Genomic DNA, 17,735 nt, shown 5'->3' with positions numbered 1-17,735 from the left:
CTCACCATAGCCCGCGTTCGCCCATCCGTCTGACAATCCAGTTCGTAAACAATAGCAGCAGCAAACCAACAAACGATTGGAATAAGCCAGCTGCAGCCGCGAAAGAATAACGGCCCATTGTTAAACCGAGACGGTAAACGTACGTATCTAGCACGTCGGCTACTTCAAAAACAAGCGGGTTGTATAATATGAAAATTTGATCAAAGCCAACGCTCAAAATCTGTCCGGTCCGCAAGATGAGCAGAACAATGATCGTAGAGGAGATGCACGGCAGCGTAATGAATCTGACCAGTTGAAAACGATTGGCCCCGTCGATGCGCGCAGCTTCATACAATTCCGGGTTCACGCCTGCGATTGCAGCCAGATAAATGACCGTGCCCCATCCGACTTCCTTCCACATTTCCGTTAAGATCAGAAATCCGCGGAACGAACCCGGGTCCATGATCGGTGATGTGCTAACGCCGAATAGTTGAAGGAGTCCGGTGTCTGTAGAGAAAATGGAGAACAGTATGCCGCCGAGTACCACCCAGGAAACAAAGTGCGGAAAATAGATGATGGTCTGAATGGTCCGTTTGAAGAACTTGTTTACCACTTCATTCAGCAGCAGTGCCAATATAATCGGCGCCGGGAAATTGAAAATAAGTTTATAAAAGCTGATGATGATGGTGTTCTTGAGTGCAACCCAGAAATCTGGAGCCTCAAACAAAATCCGGAACCATTTTAAACCTGTCCAGGGCCCGGAAAACATGCCGCCGGCGATTTTGAAATCTTGAAAAGCAATCGCTATACCCGCCATGGGAATATATCTGAAAATAACGAAGTAAAGGATTCCCGGTAACAGCAGCAGATAATAGTACTTATGCTTGTGAAAAGATCTCATAAATCTCGACCTTCTAGGTTTTCCTCCCTGAAACGGTTGTTTCGCTTCAGCGATTTGATTAGGCAATAACTCCTCTCCTTTACAATTGAAATGTTACACACCGCAATAATGTGTGCGCTTTCATCGTAAAGAGAACGAGGAGGAAACAAAATCATCAGTTTGCGATAAACATGAGGATTTTATGATGATTTCCTTATTTACATCATGATTTTATGGTTAATATCAGTTTTTTCCTATGTTCTTACGGTATTCTCCTGGTGTAACACCCTCGAATTTTTTGAAAAAACGGATAAAGCTCTGTACATCGTTATACCCGAGTGCTTGGCTGATTTCGTTTAACGAGTCTGAACGCTGAGCCAGCATTTCTTTACTTTTCGCCACTCGGAATTCGGTCAAATATTCGAGCATAGATTTTCCTGTTTCCGTTTTGAAAGTTCGACTAAGATGTCCGCTGCTAATACCGATATGATCGGCAATATCCGTTATGGAAATATTCATAGCGAAGTGCTCTTCCATATATTCAATCGCTTTGGTTGTGTATCTGTTCATATGTTTTCGATTCTCAAGCTCTTGGAGGTGCGAAATATGCCGCTGTATATGTCTGCTCATAAATTGACGTAGCTGATCGTTGTTGCGGCATTCGTTCAGCTTCAGGATCCCGATTCCTTCATTTAAATCCCATACATCGTATCCTTCTTTTAGCAACTCGTTATCGATGCTGCCCATTAACAAGACAAGCATTCCCTGTAGTTTTTCATGTGAATAGCTCGAATTGTAAATATATTGTTCAAACAGCTCTTCAATACACGCCTCCGCCTTATCCCGGTTCAAGGTAACGATCGTGTGGAGCAGCTGCTTTTGCATAGATAAGGGATACTCAAGCTTACGATTCTTTGGAACATTCTGTACGAAAATAACTTCATCACTACCCATGACAGCTTTGTAATTCAATGCTCGTCTGATAAGCTCATACGATTGATGGATTTCCTCGATTGGACAAACTTCGCTGACGCATAGCTGTAAGGAAACGCTTAGCCGCCCCTCGGTAAATGCCATCATCTCGGCATAGCATTCGCGTATGCGATCTTTTAGACCGTCATGCAGATTAGGCGTGTTGACATTCACGATAAAGCCGAACTTGTTGTCATCCAGAATGGTGCCTTCCCCTATAAAATGAGTTTTGAGCGTTTCCGACACAAAGCTGAACATGACAAGCTTATGCTGCGGATCTTGCGATTCCTCGCTCACAAGCGGATCGACTACGACCACCATAACGAGGTAACCTGGAGCCGAAAAGGTTATTCCTAGCTGTTCCAAGCGGCTTGGTATCGAGTCCTTATCCAGCAGATTATTTTGCAAAATATCACCGATCAAGTGATCCTTTACAACCGGTTCATTTTGTTTGAGTGTATGTATCATACTGGTTATGGCTCCATTGACAAGGGAAAACTCGTCCGTCTCCTCTCTGGTAAACCACTCATGCTTCTTTCCTACGGTACCGCTCAAGGTTTCGATAAGAGTTTTCCAAGGGTGATACATTTTCACCGCGTATAGGTATGAAATCACTAGTCCGATCAATCCCACTAGGAGCACGACAAATGACAGTCCCATCAATTTGTCCATGAGACGTTCCTGATACAGTTGGTATGGCGTTAGATGAACGACTTTCCAGCTGTTGTAGGGGACCGACGCAACACGCATAAAGTAAGATTTTTTGTTCCAAGTGACTTTACTCATCTCAGTGTCTTGCATCTTAGATACTTGAAGGATCAATGATTGAAGCTCAGGAACTTGGGTTACGCCGGATTGGGAGATGACAGATCCTTCGTCGTCGATAATTAAAGTATCGTTCTCAGAACCAATATACATATGATAGAGGGTGTTCAAAAACATCGTTTTAGGAATATTAAAGACAAGCATACCGGTCGGTTTGACAGCGGTCACGGGGATTGAGCGATAAAATGTAACAAATTCATCATCGTGTTCGGATGAATCAGCATTCCAAAAAGCTTCTTTGGGAGGGAATCGAACCTGATACCACCACGGCTTGGTTTCGCTGAATTCTCTAATTTGCTGGATCGTCTGACGATCGTAAAATTCATCAGCTGCAAAAATTCCGTCATTCGTCGTAATCACTTTATTTCCTGCAAAGGAATAGAGGTATACCGAATGAAACAATTTGTTAGGTACGATGTGTTTACGTATCTGTTCCTTCAATTGATATACATCATACATGTCATATTCACCGGATTGCTCTAGGTATCCATTGATATAAGGTAGAAAGGAAAGCTGTAGCGAAAAAGAGTTGATCTGATCGATAACAGTTTCGATGTTCTTCGAAATCCGCTGGATTTTTGACTCCGAGGATTGCTCGATTTGAGCTAGAATATCTTCTTTGTTCGTGTAGGCATAAACGGAGACGATTAGTAGTGTCGGAATAAGCACAGACACAAGATAGGAGAGCAGCAACTTGCGAAATAATGAACGATTAAAGAGTTTCTTTTTTGAAAGCCCTTTCATTGCGGTACAGACCTCCCGAAATTCATTTATCTCCATATAAATATAGTTAATTATATTCAATGCTCTTTGGTACAGTAAAGCATACAATTTTCAAATCCCAAAAAGAGTCCGTTTGCCTCAACACAAAGAACCCCATTCCTTTAGAAAAAGGAAGAGGGCTTCTTTACCATCTCTTTATCTCTTAAGCAGCAGATACATAAAGTAAGGTCCGCCGATCAGAGCAACCATGATCCCGGCTGGTATGCCGTCCGGGTCTACAAGGTTGCGGCCAATGGTATCCGCAAACAGCAGTAACCATCCGCCGGTAAGGATAGCAACCGGGATAAACATCTGGTTGCGTGGGCCGACTAGTGACTTTGCAATATGAGGAGCTATCAGTCCGATAAATGCGATGCCGCCTGTTACGGAAACGGCCGATGCGGCAAGCGCGACGGCTGTGAGCAGCAGCACGATCCGTTCTTTTTCAACTGCTACACCTACGCCAACAGCAACCGGCTCACTAAGCCCGAGAAGATTCATGCGATTGGCTTTGTATAGCGTAAATGGAATGAGGATCGCGAGCCAAGGAAGGATCGCCCAGATAAAGGGCCAGTCCGCTCCCCAGATGTTCCCGGAAATCCATTTGGCGATGAAATCAACTTTGGAGCGCTCAGCGGATGAAATAATGACGATCATCATACCGGATAACGCCATGGAGAAGCCAACACCAACAAGTACTAATCTTACAGGCTGTAGACCTGAGCTTCGACTATACGAAAAGACGTAGATTAAGCATGCCGTAATTAGGGCGCCTAAGAATGCCACTACCGGCAGCATATAGACGAAGGAGCCTGCCTGGATTGGAAAGAATAGAAAGAAGACAGCGATTGCTACCCCTGCGCCAGAGTTAATCCCAATGATCCCGGGATCTGCGAGATCATTCCGTGTAATGCCTTGCAGAATAGAACCTGATAATGCCAATGCCATTCCTGCGAGCAGTGTAATGAGCATTCGCGGCAGACGAATGGAGAAGAGAACAAACTCCTCTTTAAACGTGCCTTGCCCGAACAAGGTCGGGATCAATCGGTTAAATGACAGGGAAGAGTATCCCATACCCATACTAATAACGGCTGTTAGGGTAATCAGCACGAGCAGTGCAACTAGAACCAATCGTTGTTTCTTCACAAGAGCCGGATGGATCATGAGAATGCTTTTCCTCCTTTACGTACGATAATCAGGAAGAAAGGTAAGCCCATTATCGCTACAATAGCGGCTACAGGAGTTTCGTATGGAATATTGATGGTACGCCCCAATGTATCAGCGATCAGCATAAAGGCTGCGCCGCAAATCGCCGACATCGGTATAATGAGTCGGTAATCCGTTCCGACAATGGCTCTGACGATATGAGGGACCATAAGTCCGATAAATGCCATATTCCCAACAAGAGCTACCGAGGCGCCCGCGAGCACAATAACAACGATAAACAGGATCGCTTTGATCTGCATCGTCTTCTGACCGAGCCCTACGGCTACTTCTTCACTTAGACTTAGAATTGTAAGCTGTCTGGATAAGAGAAGTGCGATGATCATGCCGATCAAGATAGCAGGGACGATGATCTGAAGCTGGCTCCAGGTTGTGCCGATCAAGCCGCCTGCCGTCCACATAGATACATCTTTATATATTTTAAAATAGATACCGATACCTTCTGAAACTGCGTGTAGAAGCGCCGTTACCGCAGCACCCGCAAGCACAAGACGAAGGGGAGAGAAGCCGCCTTTCTTGATCGCCCCCATGCTGAACACCATGACGGCACCGACGGCAGCTCCAATAAAGCAAGCGATCATGCTGCCAAAATAAGAGACAGAAGGAATCCAGGCAATCGTGACGGCAAGAGCCGCATTAGCTCCAGCCGTAAGCCCGATTAGGCCTGGATCGGCAAGCGGGTTGCGAGTCATGCCCTGCATGATTGCACCCGATACAGCAAGTGCAGCTCCTACGAAGATCGCTGCTATTTCACGAGGCAAACGGATTTCTCGAAGGATCGAGATTTTATCTCCTTGGACATTTGAGGTTAAAGCAAGCCACAGATCACTCAAGGTGATATTTGCAGCGCCAAATATCATCGCAATGATAAACATGGTGACAGACACAATGAATGCGGCAATTAGTTTATAAACAAAGGGTAGAGTGCGTTTCGTTTCAGTACGCATGATCATTCATCAATTGCCAAGAAAGGATTTCTTGAAGAATTCCAATTGGAAATCGAGCGTGAGTGGATCGTTGAAGTAGAATTCATTCATGTTGGCTTCAAACACGTGATTGTTCTTCACAGCGGGAACGTTCTTGTATGTTTCGGTATCCTGGAAGGAGTTATCTGTTTCCGAGCTTTTGCTTAGAACAATGTAATCCCCTGCATATTCCGGGAGAACCTCGGTGGACAGGGCGTAGTAACCTGGCTCCAGTGCTGATTCTTTAACCTTCTCCGGCATGTTCAGTTTCATTTCTTGGTATAGAATTTCAGTGCCCCGTCCCCAGTTGTTTCCATATACATACAGCTGTTTATTGTAATTCTCGATTACAGATACGGTGGCGTCCGCTCCAATTTTTGCTTTGATATCCTCTCCGAGTGCTGCAGCACGTTTCTTGAAATCTTCTACCCATGCAGCAGCTTCTTTCTCTTTATTGAGCAGCTTGCCGATTTCTAGATGCTGTGTCAGATAGTCTACTCTATCGTAGGTGTATGTTACAGTTGGAGCAATTTCCTTCAACTTATCGATGTTATTAATCGTGGACAGACCAATAATGAGGTCGGGATCAAGCTCGATAATCTTCTCAAGGCTCTCATCGCTTACCTCTGCGACATCTTTAAGTTCCTCAAAACGTGGGTTTTGTTTGGCCCAAGAATCGACGCCTACGAGGTTAACGCCTAGAGACATGACATTTCCTGCAAAGGATGAAATCACAATAACACGCTGAGGGTTCGCAGGCACCTCGATGGGTCCGTTTTCGGACTGATATGTAATCGTTGTTGATTCTGATTTGTTGTTATCTGAAGGAGTCGTATTACCTTCTTGTTTCGCTGATGAGCTGCCGCAAGCGCTAAGTAGCAGAAGAGACAGCAACAGGAAGGGGGTGAGTAGCTTTTTCATGATTTATTGATTCTCCTTTAAGTAGGTTATATGTGACACACATCGGTTTACCGGTTCGTGGGTCTTGCCCAATTTCCGCATCAATCTGGAACACTTCACGGAGTACATCATGATGGATAACTTCCTTACAACTTCCGGACTTTACAACTTCGCCATCCTTCATGGCAATGATATAGTCTGCGAAGCGGGCAGCCTGATTCAGATCGTGCAGCACCATAACAATGGTTCGCTCCTGCTCGAGATTGAGCTTTTGGAGTAGCTCCAGCACTTCAAGCTGATGTGCCATATCCAAATAGGTGGTAGGCTCATCCAGAAAAATAATGTCTGTTTCCTGTGCGAGCGCCATGGCAATCCAGACCCGTTGCCTCTGTCCACCGGATAAGGCATCCACAGGACGATACTTGAACTCCTGGGTACCTGTGACCTCAAGGGCCCAGTCAATGACATCAAAGTCTTTTTTCGTTAAGCGGCCAAACCCCTTCTGATAGGGGAAGCGACCGTATGAGACAAGCTCGGAGACGGTGAGTCCACTAGCACTTTCGGGTGACTGGGGGAGAATTGCCATCTTTCGGGCAAGAACTTTGGTATCTTCCTTAGCGATATGCTTTCCGTCAAGTAGGATACTTCCATCTTGATGAGAAATAATGCGGGTAATCGCCTTCAAGAAGGTTGATTTCCCACAGCCATTGGCGCCAATGATGGTGGTGATCTTTTTATCCGGGATCTGGACGTTCAACCGTTTTACAATGAGGCGTTCGCCATATCCAATGCTTAATTCCTCCGTGTATAAGCGGGTCATGAAAGGAACCTCCCATTTAGAATCATTATCAGTTAATACAATTGATAATGATTATCAATTTCACTACGGTAATTAATTTAAATCTAATGTATTTGTATTGTCAACCTTAAATTTTGTTGTAAAACGAATGGATTAGGATTATATTGTATTGAGAATGATAATCATTAACGCTATATTTTCAGGAGGTAAGCTGTTATGGATCAGCAGGAGTTATATGATGTGACGATCATTGGGGGCGGGCCTGCAGGGCTTTACTCTGCTTTTTATAGTGGTCTTCGTGAAATGAAGACGAAGATTATCGAGTATCAACCGAGACTGGGTGGGAAAATCCATGTGTACCCTGAAAAAATGATCTGGGATGTAGGTGGCATTAGCCCGATACCTGGTGCCAAGTTGATTGAACAATTGGTTGAGCAGGGGTTAACATTTGATCCTGAGGTAATATTGAACGAGAAAGTGGAAACAATCACACGAAATGAAGAGGGAATCTTCATATTACATACCACTTCGGATAAGAAGCATTATTCCAAAACCGTTATCGTTGCTGTCGGGGGTGGAATCCTGAATCCGCAAAAGCTTGAAATTGAAGGCGCGGAACGATTTGAGGTGTCTAACTTAAATTACACAGTGAAATCATTAAAGCGCTTCAAAAACAAAACGGTCATCATCTCCGGCGGAGGCAACTCGGCAATCGATTGGGCGAATGAACTAGAGCCGATTGCTAAGAAGGTATACCTTACGTACCGAAAAAGCGCATTGTCGGGTCATGAAGCGCAAGTAGTGCAACTCATGAACAGTTCAGCGGAATGTTACCTTAATACATCGATCACCAAGCTGATCGCTTGTGATAACCATGAACGGATTGAGCGGGTGGAGCTAACGAGTCAAGGAACGGGGGAAGTAACGACCTTATCCATTGATGAAGTGATTATCAATCATGGTTATGAACGGGATAAGAGCCTTCTAGAGAATAGTCCACTTAATATTGAGATCGTGGATGATTATTATATTGCAGGTCAAGCGAACGGCGTCTCTTCGGTTGAGGGGCTTTATGCGGCTGGGGACATTTTAATGCACGAAGGAAAGCTCCATTTAATCGCAGGAGCTTTCCAAGATGCGGCGAATGCTGTCAACCGGGCGAAACAGTACATTGAACCTAATGCTGGGAAGTCAGCGATGGTATCTTCACATAACGATGTGTTCAAACAACGTAATCGGGAGCTGGTGAAGCAGTTGATTCAGTCGTAGGCGATTACTCGGCGAAACCTTACTTCTCAGAAACTTCTCTCTGGATCAACAACATCTGTTCAGCAAATTTATTCGGCTCCTCAAAATGAGGGAAATGTGCGGATTGTTCGAACCAAATGAACTGTTTGGATGGAGCTTTTAACTCCTCATAATAACGGTAAGCGACTTCCGAGGGAGTCATATAGTCGTATTTCCCCATCATGATATAAACAGGAATCTTTAGTTCCGGGACACTATCGAACAGGTTAACGTCCTCTGTCTGGGGCATAATGGCATGCCTTGATACAGAGTCACCGATTGCTAGACGAATGCCATCCAGCCAGGTATATTCAGGTGCAAATAAGATCCCTTTTAACAGGTCTTTATAAGTGCTGATATTTCTCTCAGAACCACCAAACTCAGTCACCCATTTACGCTCCAGGGTGGTATCCTTACGAGGATTCTGATAGGGCGGTGAGCCGATAGATTCCAGCTCTTGTAAGGCCTTTTTGTTCTGCTTCTCCTTGGCTTCATGTAGAACAAATTCGTAGGATACCCGCTCTCCTTCAGGTGAATTGGCTACCTGCCCAATGCCGATATATGCATAGTAATCATCCGGATATTTCTGAACGGTCCATGTTCCCAGGAGACTCCCCCAAGAGTGCCCAGCGATGAATATTTTGGACTGACTAAATTTCTTGCGTAAATATGTTGTCAGTTCGTGGGTATCTTCGATTAATCGATCCACTTGCAGATCCTCTTTCGTCATGCCAAAGTGATATGACTTTCCTGCACCACGCTGATCCCAATTGACCACAACGAAGTCTTTCTCCAGCTCTTTCTGGTATTTTCGTGCGTATGGAATTTGTGGATACCCAGGACCTCCGTGCAGAAAAAGAATAACCGGCTTATGCTTGTCATAGCCACGGATTAACACACTTTGCTTAATGCCTCCGAGTTTGATCTCTTCTAGGGTAGCTATACTGTCAGGAAGGACGACTCCCGAATCGTCTCTAATTTTGGGTGTCCATGAAGGAAACAACCACACCGCAATGAGTACCAACAATAAGATGAGCCAGAGTAGTCGTTTCTTTCGCTTGAACAAACGCCGAATCATGGAAAATTCCCCCTTTTTAAATCATGACGATTATACCTTCCTTCTACTTAAGCTACAAGACAACGCATGGGTAGAATATATAGGTTACTTATTTGCCGAAACTACTTAATAGGTATATAATTTATTACATAGACTGTGATACTTATCCTTGACGGGATTTGAAGCAGCCAGAAATAAAGCAAGCGCTTTATTACAACAAAGAAGAAGGTGCAAAAATGGGACGCGTAGAAGGAAAAGTAGCATTAGTTACAGGTGGAGCTTCCGGTATCGGACTTTCATCAGCCACATTGCTGGCTAAAGAAGGCGCAAAAGTAGTTATTGCGGATTTTAACGTAGACGGCGCTAAAGAAGCGGCCGAGAATATTAAGAAACAAGGCGGAGAAGCTGTCGGTATTTTCTTGGATGCAGGTAATGAAGAGTCCATCAAGGCAGCGGTTGACTTCACCGTAGAACACTATGGAACAATTACTGTGCTCTTCAACAATGTAGGTCTTACGAATCTTCGTAAGGACTTGGATATTGTCAACATGGACCTGGATGAATGGGACAGATTGATGGATGTCAACCTGAAGAGTGTACTGCTTGGCAGCCGTTTCGCTATTCCTCATATGATTAAAGCAGGTGGCGGCTCGATCATTAACACAGCTTCGATGGCTGGATTTGCAGGAGATTCCCTGCGTACAGCTTATGGTTCTTCTAAAGCAGCAGTTGTTAACTTGACTCGTTACATCGCTGTTCAATATGGTAAGGATAAAATCCGTTGTAACGGCGTGGCACCTGGTCTGATCTTGACACCAGCTGCTAAGAAAAACATGCCTCAAGCTATGTTGGATATTTTCGCGAAGTTCAACGCGCTTCCTTACCACGGTGAAGCCGATGATATCGGTCACACCGTTGTATTCCTGGCTTCCGATGAATCCAAATTCATCACAGGCCAGACGATTCAGGTAGAAGGCGGCCATTACATGGCGAACCCAAGTATTACAGACGTTGAGAACTACATGTTCTCAATGAAGCAACAAGGTTAATTATTAATACAAAGGTGATTCCTGTACAAGTACAGGAATCACCTTTTTTGTATATAGATATCTGTTGGCGGGATGATCATGGATAGAAATACTACATCATAAATATCTTGACTTTAAGAATCTTAACTACTATACTGTTTATAGTAACTTATATATAGTTAGTTTCAAAATGTTAGGAAAATATAAATTCACAATTATTTTAATTACATCAGAAGAGAAGGTGCTTAAGAATGGGAAGAGTAGAAGGTAAAGTAGCATTGATTACAGGTGGAGCTTCGGGTATTGGACTTTCAGCAGCCACATTATTGGCGAAAGAAGGCGCAAAGGTAGTCGTTGCCGATTTTAACGTAGATGGAGCTAAAGAAGCAGCTGAGAATATTAAGAAGCAAGGCGGCGAAGCTGTTGGTGTTTTCCTGGATGCAGGTAATGAGGAATCTATCAAGGCAGCGGTTGACTTTACAGTTGAACAGTACGGAACGATTAACGTACTCTATAATAACGTTGGTCTAACGAACCTTCGTAAAGATTTAGATGTCGTTAATATGGACCTGGAAGAATGGGACAAATTAATGAACGTAAACACGAAGAGTGTGCTCCTCGGCAGCCGCTTTGCTATTCCTCATATGATTAAAGCAGGTGGTGGTTCGATTATTAATACAGCGTCTATGGCTGGATTTGCGGGCGATTCCTTGCGCACAGCCTATGGTGCTTCTAAAGCGGCGGTCGTGAACTTGACCCGTTATATCGCTGTTCAATACGGTAAAGATAAAATCCGTGCTAACGGTGTAGCCCCTGGCTTGATTCTAACACCGGCTGCAGAGAGAAACATGCCGCAACCGATTCTAGATATTTTCGGTAAATTTAATGCTCTTCCTTACCACGGTGAAGCGGATGATATTGGACATACGGTTGTGTTCCTCGCATCGGACGAATCTAAGTTTATCACTGGCCAGACAATCCAGGTGGAAGGCGGCCACTACATGGCTAACCCAAGCATCGCGGATGTTGAAAATTACATGTTCGAAATGAAGCAACAAGGTTGATTCGCACATACACATCGTAGTAAATTTAAGAAACTTCATTGGCTCTTCGGGGCTGATGAAGTTTTTTTGTAACTTTTTGGAGGTTATGAACGTGTATAGGGTGAGGGGGGAGGCAATGAGACGGGACGACTTGGATCAGATCTATCAAAAGTACATGAAGGACGTCTATCGTTACTTGTACTCTCTCTGCCGGGATCATCATATGACCGAGGATATATTGCAAGAAACGTTCTACCGTGCGTATCTGCATCTGGAGAACTGTAAGGATGACAAGGTAAAGCCGTGGCTGTTCCGGGTCGCTTATCATGCGTTCATTGATGTGAAGCGGAAGAATAAGCGTATGGATCTTCAGGAAATCAGTTATTTTGACTCCTTGTTTCATACGGAGACGTTGGAGAAACAGGTTGTGGAGCAAGAGCGATGGAACGAATTGAAGCTAGCGATAGACGAATTGCCGGAACTGCAGAGACAGGCCATTATACTATATGATTTTCACCAATTTTCGTATCAGGAGGCTTCCGAGTTTATGAAGGTGGGGCTGTCCCATTTCAAAATATTATTATTTCGAGCTAGGCAAACACTTCGGCAGCAGAAAGGAAAGGGTGATTAGGGTGAGTGAGGAATTTCGACGGAAACTGCAGGATTACGAAGAAGGGAAGCTGTCCGAAGAGGAACAGAAGGAAGTCGAGAGAGAGCTTGAGAAAATGGAAGTCTATCAGGCTCATGTAGATGAATTGCTAGGGAAGGAACGTGGCGAAATCGATAAACCGATGGAATCACGAAAAGAGGCAAAAATCATCCGTCGTGGGAAATGGAAAGCACGTATAAATACGGTATTTAGTGTGCTGCTCATATTCGTTTTGGTCACATGGGCGGGCAATATTTTCAATTCGACATATTTTGGTGAGGGTGATCCCAGCCGGGCAGATACGTATGGTGACGTGGCCTCGTTCGCGATCATGGTAACCCATCCGAACGTGAGCGCACACGTAAGCGGAAGTATGGGAGGGTACCTCAGTTACGAATTCACTGGTGAGCTTAAGAAGCAAATAGGTAGTGAAAGGTATACGATTGGTCAATTTATGCTTCCTTTCAGACTTGGATTGCCGGGAATACAGAAGATGACCTGGTCAGATGATCATCCCAAAACAGGATTTTTCAATCCCCCTGATAATCCTGTTGATATGGATATGCAGCATGACTGGAACAAGCTGGAGAAGCTACCGGAGGGGACGGTGGCAGAGGCTTATCTGTCCTTTGATCAATATTTTACGACCGATGAGATATTGAAACAGTTCGAGGGTAAAAACTTAGAGCCAGTGTGGTTCGCCGTAGACGCTGGTCAGCAGGAAAGTTATGATCCGATTGGATTTCCTTATGACCTCATGTGGCATCACGATGATCTAACGATTACTAACTACAAAGAAGAAAAGTCAGGTTGGTTTGGCAAAACCGTCATGCAGGGAGGAACCTACCCGGCCGTAGAGGCATATGGAAGCGGGGAGCTAAGAAATGAGAACTTCATCAAAACGCTTCGACTAATTCAGGACTATCCCTCCATCGCCCGAAAGGTCGCTCCATTCGTAGACTTTGATCAGATTACAGAGTATGTAGAGGCAAACGGTGTAAAGATTTATGGGGCCGTTGTTACCGGGCCAACGAAAGAGCTGTTGAGGCTCAAGCAAGAGTCTTGGGTAAAGGGGATTCAGGTCAGCGATGCCCGTCTTTGGAACTGGATATTTAAAGACACGACGAATTAATTTAGAAAATAATGGTTGACACTCTTCCGCTGCTGTTGTTATGATGTGCCCAAGATATTTTGCAGATCACTTTAAACGTGAACCTGCAGTAATCGAATCGACTGGAACACCAGAGATTCAATGTACAGCCCTTTGGCTGTGGCATTGGATCTTTTTTTGTTCCCTATTCTCGCAATCAAAGGGGGTATCGCTGTCTTAAATCCGATTATTTACATGGGTTAAATATGTTATGGAATATTAAATCATTTAAAGGAGTGGAATGACCATGACACAAGCAACAGCCTACTTATCCCGTGATTATGTACCTTCAAGAGATCGTAAAGCGGGAGTACATGTACTTAACCGTTTACCTGAGGGTGAACAGGAACGTCCTTATACGAGTTTTACGCTGAAGCCGCTTGGACCGATTATCGGAGCGGAAATCGAAGGAGTGGATTTGAGTCAGCCGGTATCTCCGGAGCTGAAGGCAGAACTTCATCGTGCATTTCTGGAATGGAAGGTACTCTTCTTCCGCAACCAAACCATTAATAGTGATCAGCAGCTGGCCTTCGCCCGTCTGTGGGGAGACATTGAGAAACATCCGTTTCTGCCTCAAGGAAGTGCCGAGGAAGTTACGAGGTTTGAAAAAGATGATAAAAATACAGGCATGGAAAATCTGTGGCACACAGATGTGACCTGGCGGGTGAATCCGGCACTTGGATCGCTGCTTCGTCTATCGGAAGTTCCGCCTCTCGGTGGCGGCGATACATTATGGGCTGACATGGCGGCTGCATATGATAATCTGCCTGAGGATGTGAAGCAGAGAATCGACGGTCTGACCGCGATTCATGATTTTACACCTAGCTTTGGACGAAGGCTTACACCAGAGCAGTTGGCCGAGAAGCAGGAGGAGTACCCGGCTGCAGAGCATCCGGTTGTCCGCACTCACCCGGAGACAGGAAGGAAGACGTTATTTGTTAATGCGGCTTTCACGATTCGGATCGTAGGCTTGGAGCCTGAGGAAAGCGAGGAACTGCTAAGTTACCTGTTCAAGCAGGCGCAAGTACCGGAATATCAGGTTCGCTTCCGCTGGCAGCAAAATTCTGTTGCCTTCTGGGATAACAGAGCGACACAGCATTATGCCGTTTCGGATTATTACCCGAACCGCCGTGTAGCGGAGCGAATTTCGATTGAGGGCGATAGACCCTTTTAAATATAGACCAAATATCAAATCTCGAAGGAGTAATGGTGATGAGAACACGAACAATCAAGCCCCTCCTCATTCTGGCCGTCAGTATTGCTCTGCTGTTACTCGCCGGATGCGCAAAAGCGAGCAGTAATGCCGTGTCTGGCACCGTAACAGGCTCAGAGAAAGACTCCAAATCACTGATCGTGAACATTGCCATTAACGGGAAGATTACTCCACTCAACATTGCTAGAGATAAAGGCTGGGTGGAGGAAGAATTCAAGAAGCTGAATGCGGAGGTGCAATGGAGTGAGTTCCCTAGCGGTCCCCCGCTGCTAGAGGCTCTTTCCGCAGGACGTGTAGATCTATCTTTTCTAGGTGACGGAGCCACGATTGCTGGAATCGCAGGTGGATTGCCTTTTGAAGTGGTTGCCCTTCTCTCTGAAGGGAAGAATTCGGTATCGATTTTGGTTCCTAAAGATAGTCCCATTCAGAAGTTGGAGGATCTCAAGGGCAAGACGATCGGACTCCCCAAGGGAACGACGGCTCACGTCTATGTGGCTAAAGTGTTGCAGAACACAAGCATTACACTCGAAGATCTCAATATTATTAATCTGCAACCAGACGATGGGCAAGCCGCTTTTGATAGCGGAAAGCTAGACGCCTGGGCGGCATGGGACCCTTATGTGTCTAATAATATAGCCTCTAATAAGGCTAGAGCACTTCCTGCCGTTGATGTGATGGCACCATCCTCTGCAATTGTCCGGAATGATTTTGCGAAAGAGCATCCGGAGCTTGTCGTAGCCTACTTAAAAGTATTTAAGAAAGCAGCGCTGTGGCAGCTCGAGCATGAGGAGGAAGCTGCTCAAATCTTCAATGAGAAGATCAAAGTCCCTGTGGATACGATTAAGACCATTCTGAATAAAGGTGAACCGTTAGTGTCTCCATACACAGAAGAAGCACTTGCGGAGCAGCAGGCAGCCAGTGATATTTTGGCTGGCAATGGCTTTATCCGAAAGAAGATCATATTCAAAGATGCGGTTAATGATACTTTTATCATCGAGGCATTGAAGTAGAGTCGAATCGACTGGAACACCAGAGATTCAATGTACAGCCTTTCGGCTGCGGCATTGGATCTTTTTTTGTTCCCTATGTTTGAAGTAATCGCCCCTTCCTTCGAAAGAAGAAAACAGTGTATTGATGATCATTCCGAAGACAACGTAAGGAGGGGAGTTATTGCCTAATCAAATCGCTGAAGCGAAACAACCGTTTCAGGGAGGAAAGCTGAGAAGGTCGAGATTTATGAGATCTTTTCACAAGCATAAGTACTATTATCTGCTGCTGTTACCGGGAATCCTTTACTTCGTTATTTTCAGATATATTCCCATGGCGGGTATAGCGATTGCTTTTCAAGATTTCAAAATCGCCGGCGGCATGTTTTCCGGGCCCTGGACAGGTTTAAAATGGTTCCGGATTTTGTTTGAGGCTCCAGATTTCTGGGTTGCACTCAAGAACACCATCATCATCAGCTTTTATAAACTTATTTTCAATTTCCCGGCGCCGATTATATTGGCACTGCTGCTGAATGAAGTGGTAAACAAGTTTTTCAAACGGACCATTCAGACCATCATCTATTTTCCGCACTTTGTTTCCTGGGTGGTACTCGGCGGCATACTGTTCTCCATTTTCTCTACAGACACGGGACTCCTTCAACTATTCGGCGTTAGCACATCACCGATCATGGACCCGGGTTCGTTCCGCGGATTTCTGATCTTAACGGAAATGTGGAAGGAAGTCGGATGGGGCACGGTCATTTATCTGGCTGCAATCGCAGGCGTGAACCCGGAATTGTATGAAGCTGCGCGCATCGACGGGGCCAATCGTTTTCAACTGGTCAGATTCATTACGCTGCCGTGCATCTCCTCTACGATCATTGTTCTGCTCATCTTACGGACTGGACAGATTTTGAGCGTTGGCTTTGATCAAATTTTCATATTATACAACCCGCTTGTTTTTGAAGTAGCAGATGTGCTAGATACATACGTTTACCGTCTGGGTTTAACGATGGGCCGTTATTCTTTCGCGGCTGCAGCTGGCTTATTCCAATCGTTTGTTGGCTTGCTACTGCTGCTGTTTACGAATTGGCTTGTCAGACGGATGGGCGAACGCGGGTTGTGGTAGGGGTGGCAGATTATGAGAAATAAAACAATGGGTAATCGTTTATTTGACTGGGGCAATGCGACTTTTCTGATCCTATTTTGTTTAATCACGTTCTATCCCTTATGGCATGAAATATCCATCTCATTCAGCTCCTCGGCTGGAGTATTAAAGGGCGGACTATTTCTCGGACCGAGGGAATTTACGTTCGGAGCTTATGAAAGTGTATTTAAATCCAATTTCATATGGCTGGCTTACCGGAACAGCATCATTGTAGCTGTGGCAGGAACCTTCCTGCATGTTCTGTTGACGGCAATGACGGCCTATCCGTTAAACCGAAGCAGCTTGCCAGGCGTGAAAATTATTACATTTCTCATCATTTTCACGATGCTATTTGGCGGAGGCATGATCCCGACGTATCTACTCGTTAAAAATCTAGGCATGATCAACTCGTTGTGGGCTCTGATTATACCTGGCATGATCTCGGCCTTTAACGTCATCGTCATGCAGAGCTTTATGCGGGGCATTCCGGCAGAAGTGGAAGAATCGGCGACCATTGACGGGGCTGGGCCGCTGCGTATTTTTTTTCAGATTATTCTTCCGCTCTGCAAACCGGTTCTCGCCACCATCGCGCTGTGGGAATGCGTTGGTCTATGGAATAACTTCATGCAGGCGCTGATTTACTTGAATGACAAGTCACAATATACCCTTCCGCTTCTTCTGAGAGAAATCATTGCTGGACAACAGCTCGTTGCAGAAACGGGACAGATGACAGACTCCGCGACGGAATCAGTTATCGCTGCCGCGATCGTCGTCTCCATTATCCCAATTATGTGTACATATCCTTTCTTGCAAAAGTACTTCATTAAAGGCACAACGCTTGGCGCTGTTAAATCTTAAAATCGTGTGTT

16 protein-coding genes are annotated in these 17,735 nt (G+C 45.1%); 9 read left to right on the top strand and 7 right to left on the bottom strand.

Annotated features, from left to right (window positions below):
• Nucleotide 1: 1 nt before the first annotated feature.
• The 6 genes from ACFQV5_RS07700 to ACFQV5_RS07675 form a co-directional block, all read right to left on the bottom strand.
• Nucleotides 2-946: an ABC transporter permease gene (locus ACFQV5_RS07700; protein ID WP_379245299.1), complete on the bottom strand. Its 945-nt coding sequence runs from the start codon at nt 944-946 to the stop codon at nt 2-4.
• Nucleotides 947-1,102: 156 nt separating this feature from the next.
• Nucleotides 1,103-3,400: an AraC family transcriptional regulator gene (locus ACFQV5_RS07695; RefSeq protein ID WP_379245297.1), complete on the bottom strand. Its 2,298-nt coding sequence runs from the start codon at nt 3,398-3,400 to the stop codon at nt 1,103-1,105.
• Nucleotides 3,401-3,574: 174 nt separating this feature from the next.
• The gene (locus tag ACFQV5_RS07690) at nt 3,575-4,582 is read right to left on the bottom strand and encodes a FecCD family ABC transporter permease (protein ID WP_379245295.1); all 1,008 of its coding nucleotides are present in this window, start codon (nt 4,580-4,582) and stop codon (nt 3,575-3,577) included.
• On the bottom strand, nt 4,579-5,589 hold the full coding sequence (locus tag ACFQV5_RS07685; RefSeq protein ID WP_379245293.1) for a FecCD family ABC transporter permease: 1,011 nt from the start codon (nt 5,587-5,589) through the stop codon (nt 4,579-4,581). The genes ACFQV5_RS07690 and ACFQV5_RS07685 overlap by 4 nt, the downstream gene beginning before the upstream one ends.
• A gap of 9 nt (nt 5,590-5,598) precedes the next feature.
• Nucleotides 5,599-6,528: an iron-hydroxamate ABC transporter substrate-binding protein gene (locus ACFQV5_RS07680; protein ID WP_379245291.1), complete on the bottom strand. Its 930-nt coding sequence runs from the start codon at nt 6,526-6,528 to the stop codon at nt 5,599-5,601.
• Nucleotides 6,479-7,327 carry an ABC transporter ATP-binding protein gene (locus ACFQV5_RS07675; protein WP_379245289.1) on the bottom strand — a complete coding sequence of 283 codons (849 nt, stop codon included), beginning with the start codon at nt 7,325-7,327 and terminating at the stop codon, nt 6,479-6,481. The genes ACFQV5_RS07680 and ACFQV5_RS07675 overlap by 50 nt, the downstream gene beginning before the upstream one ends.
• A gap of 195 nt (nt 7,328-7,522) precedes the next feature.
• Between ACFQV5_RS07675 and ACFQV5_RS07670 the strand changes: the two genes are divergently transcribed.
• Nucleotides 7,523-8,575: an NAD(P)/FAD-dependent oxidoreductase gene (locus tag ACFQV5_RS07670; RefSeq protein WP_379245287.1), complete on the top strand. Its 1,053-nt coding sequence runs from the start codon at nt 7,523-7,525 to the stop codon at nt 8,573-8,575.
• A 19-nt stretch (nt 8,576-8,594) separates the two neighbouring features.
• Here ACFQV5_RS07670 and ACFQV5_RS07665 read toward each other — a convergent pair whose 3' ends face one another.
• The gene (locus ACFQV5_RS07665; protein WP_379245285.1) at nt 8,595-9,671 is read right to left on the bottom strand and encodes an alpha/beta fold hydrolase; all 1,077 of its coding nucleotides are present in this window, start codon (nt 9,669-9,671) and stop codon (nt 8,595-8,597) included.
• A 215-nt stretch (nt 9,672-9,886) separates the two neighbouring features.
• On the opposite strand from ACFQV5_RS07665, the gene ACFQV5_RS07660 reads away from it, so the two are divergent.
• The 8 genes from ACFQV5_RS07660 to ACFQV5_RS07625 all read left to right on the top strand — a co-directional run bounded on the left by ACFQV5_RS07660 (nt 9,887) and on the right by ACFQV5_RS07625 (nt 17,724).
• Complete coding sequence (locus ACFQV5_RS07660) at nt 9,887-10,699, top strand: SDR family NAD(P)-dependent oxidoreductase (RefSeq protein WP_379245688.1); 813 nt, start codon at nt 9,887-9,889, stop codon at nt 10,697-10,699.
• Between the two features lie 230 nt (nt 10,700-10,929).
• Nucleotides 10,930-11,742: an SDR family NAD(P)-dependent oxidoreductase gene (locus tag ACFQV5_RS07655; protein ID WP_379245283.1), complete on the top strand. Its 813-nt coding sequence runs from the start codon at nt 10,930-10,932 to the stop codon at nt 11,740-11,742.
• A 115-nt stretch (nt 11,743-11,857) separates the two neighbouring features.
• The gene (locus ACFQV5_RS07650) at nt 11,858-12,352 is read left to right on the top strand and encodes a sigma-70 family RNA polymerase sigma factor (protein ID WP_379245281.1); all 495 of its coding nucleotides are present in this window, start codon (nt 11,858-11,860) and stop codon (nt 12,350-12,352) included.
• 1 nt (nt 12,353) lies between these two features.
• Nucleotides 12,354-13,502, top strand: a complete 1,149-nt coding sequence (locus tag ACFQV5_RS07645) for an anti-sigma factor (RefSeq protein WP_379245279.1) — start codon at nt 12,354-12,356, stop codon at nt 13,500-13,502.
• Nucleotides 13,503-13,767: 265 nt separating this feature from the next.
• The gene (locus ACFQV5_RS07640) at nt 13,768-14,694 is read left to right on the top strand and encodes a TauD/TfdA dioxygenase family protein (protein WP_379245277.1); all 927 of its coding nucleotides are present in this window, start codon (nt 13,768-13,770) and stop codon (nt 14,692-14,694) included.
• 38 nt (nt 14,695-14,732) lie between these two features.
• The gene (locus tag ACFQV5_RS07635) at nt 14,733-15,743 is read left to right on the top strand and encodes an aliphatic sulfonate ABC transporter substrate-binding protein (protein WP_379245275.1); all 1,011 of its coding nucleotides are present in this window, start codon (nt 14,733-14,735) and stop codon (nt 15,741-15,743) included.
• Between the two features lie 160 nt (nt 15,744-15,903).
• Nucleotides 15,904-16,848: an ABC transporter permease gene (locus tag ACFQV5_RS07630; RefSeq protein WP_379245273.1), complete on the top strand. Its 945-nt coding sequence runs from the start codon at nt 15,904-15,906 to the stop codon at nt 16,846-16,848.
• A 12-nt stretch (nt 16,849-16,860) separates the two neighbouring features.
• Complete coding sequence (locus ACFQV5_RS07625; RefSeq protein WP_379245271.1) at nt 16,861-17,724, top strand: carbohydrate ABC transporter permease; 864 nt, start codon at nt 16,861-16,863, stop codon at nt 17,722-17,724.
• Nucleotides 17,725-17,735: the final 11 nt, after the last annotated feature.

Origin of the sequence: Paenibacillus sp. GCM10028914 (assembly GCF_042666275.1) — a bacterium.
GTDB lineage: Bacteria > Bacillota > Bacilli > Paenibacillales > Paenibacillaceae > Paenibacillus_AQ.
The sequence above is the reverse complement of the archived record's forward strand: the minus strand, read 5'-3'. Positions and strand labels throughout refer to the sequence as shown.

Coding starts and splice junctions, on each gene's coding strand:
- ACFQV5_RS07675 (WP_379245289.1), bottom strand. CDS start 7,327: ATGACCCGCTTATACACGGAGGAATTAAGCATTGGATATGGCGAACGC.
- ACFQV5_RS07695 (WP_379245297.1), bottom strand. CDS start 3,400: ATGAAAGGGCTTTCAAAAAAGAAACTCTTTAATCGTTCATTATTTCGC.
- ACFQV5_RS07680 (WP_379245291.1), bottom strand. CDS start 6,528: ATGAAAAAGCTACTCACCCCCTTCCTGTTGCTGTCTCTTCTGCTACTT.
- ACFQV5_RS07665 (WP_379245285.1), bottom strand. CDS start 9,671: ATGATTCGGCGTTTGTTCAAGCGAAAGAAACGACTACTCTGGCTCATC.
- ACFQV5_RS07650 (WP_379245281.1), top strand. CDS start 11,858: ATGAGACGGGACGACTTGGATCAGATCTATCAAAAGTACATGAAGGAC.
- ACFQV5_RS07670 (WP_379245287.1), top strand. CDS start 7,523: ATGGATCAGCAGGAGTTATATGATGTGACGATCATTGGGGGCGGGCCT.
- ACFQV5_RS07660 (WP_379245688.1), top strand. CDS start 9,887: ATGGGACGCGTAGAAGGAAAAGTAGCATTAGTTACAGGTGGAGCTTCC.
- ACFQV5_RS07685 (WP_379245293.1), bottom strand. CDS start 5,589: ATGCGTACTGAAACGAAACGCACTCTACCCTTTGTTTATAAACTAATT.
- ACFQV5_RS07640 (WP_379245277.1), top strand. CDS start 13,768: ATGACACAAGCAACAGCCTACTTATCCCGTGATTATGTACCTTCAAGA.
- ACFQV5_RS07625 (WP_379245271.1), top strand. CDS start 16,861: ATGAGAAATAAAACAATGGGTAATCGTTTATTTGACTGGGGCAATGCG.
- ACFQV5_RS07690 (WP_379245295.1), bottom strand. CDS start 4,582: ATGATCCATCCGGCTCTTGTGAAGAAACAACGATTGGTTCTAGTTGCA.
- ACFQV5_RS07635 (WP_379245275.1), top strand. CDS start 14,733: ATGAGAACACGAACAATCAAGCCCCTCCTCATTCTGGCCGTCAGTATT.
- ACFQV5_RS07655 (WP_379245283.1), top strand. CDS start 10,930: ATGGGAAGAGTAGAAGGTAAAGTAGCATTGATTACAGGTGGAGCTTCG.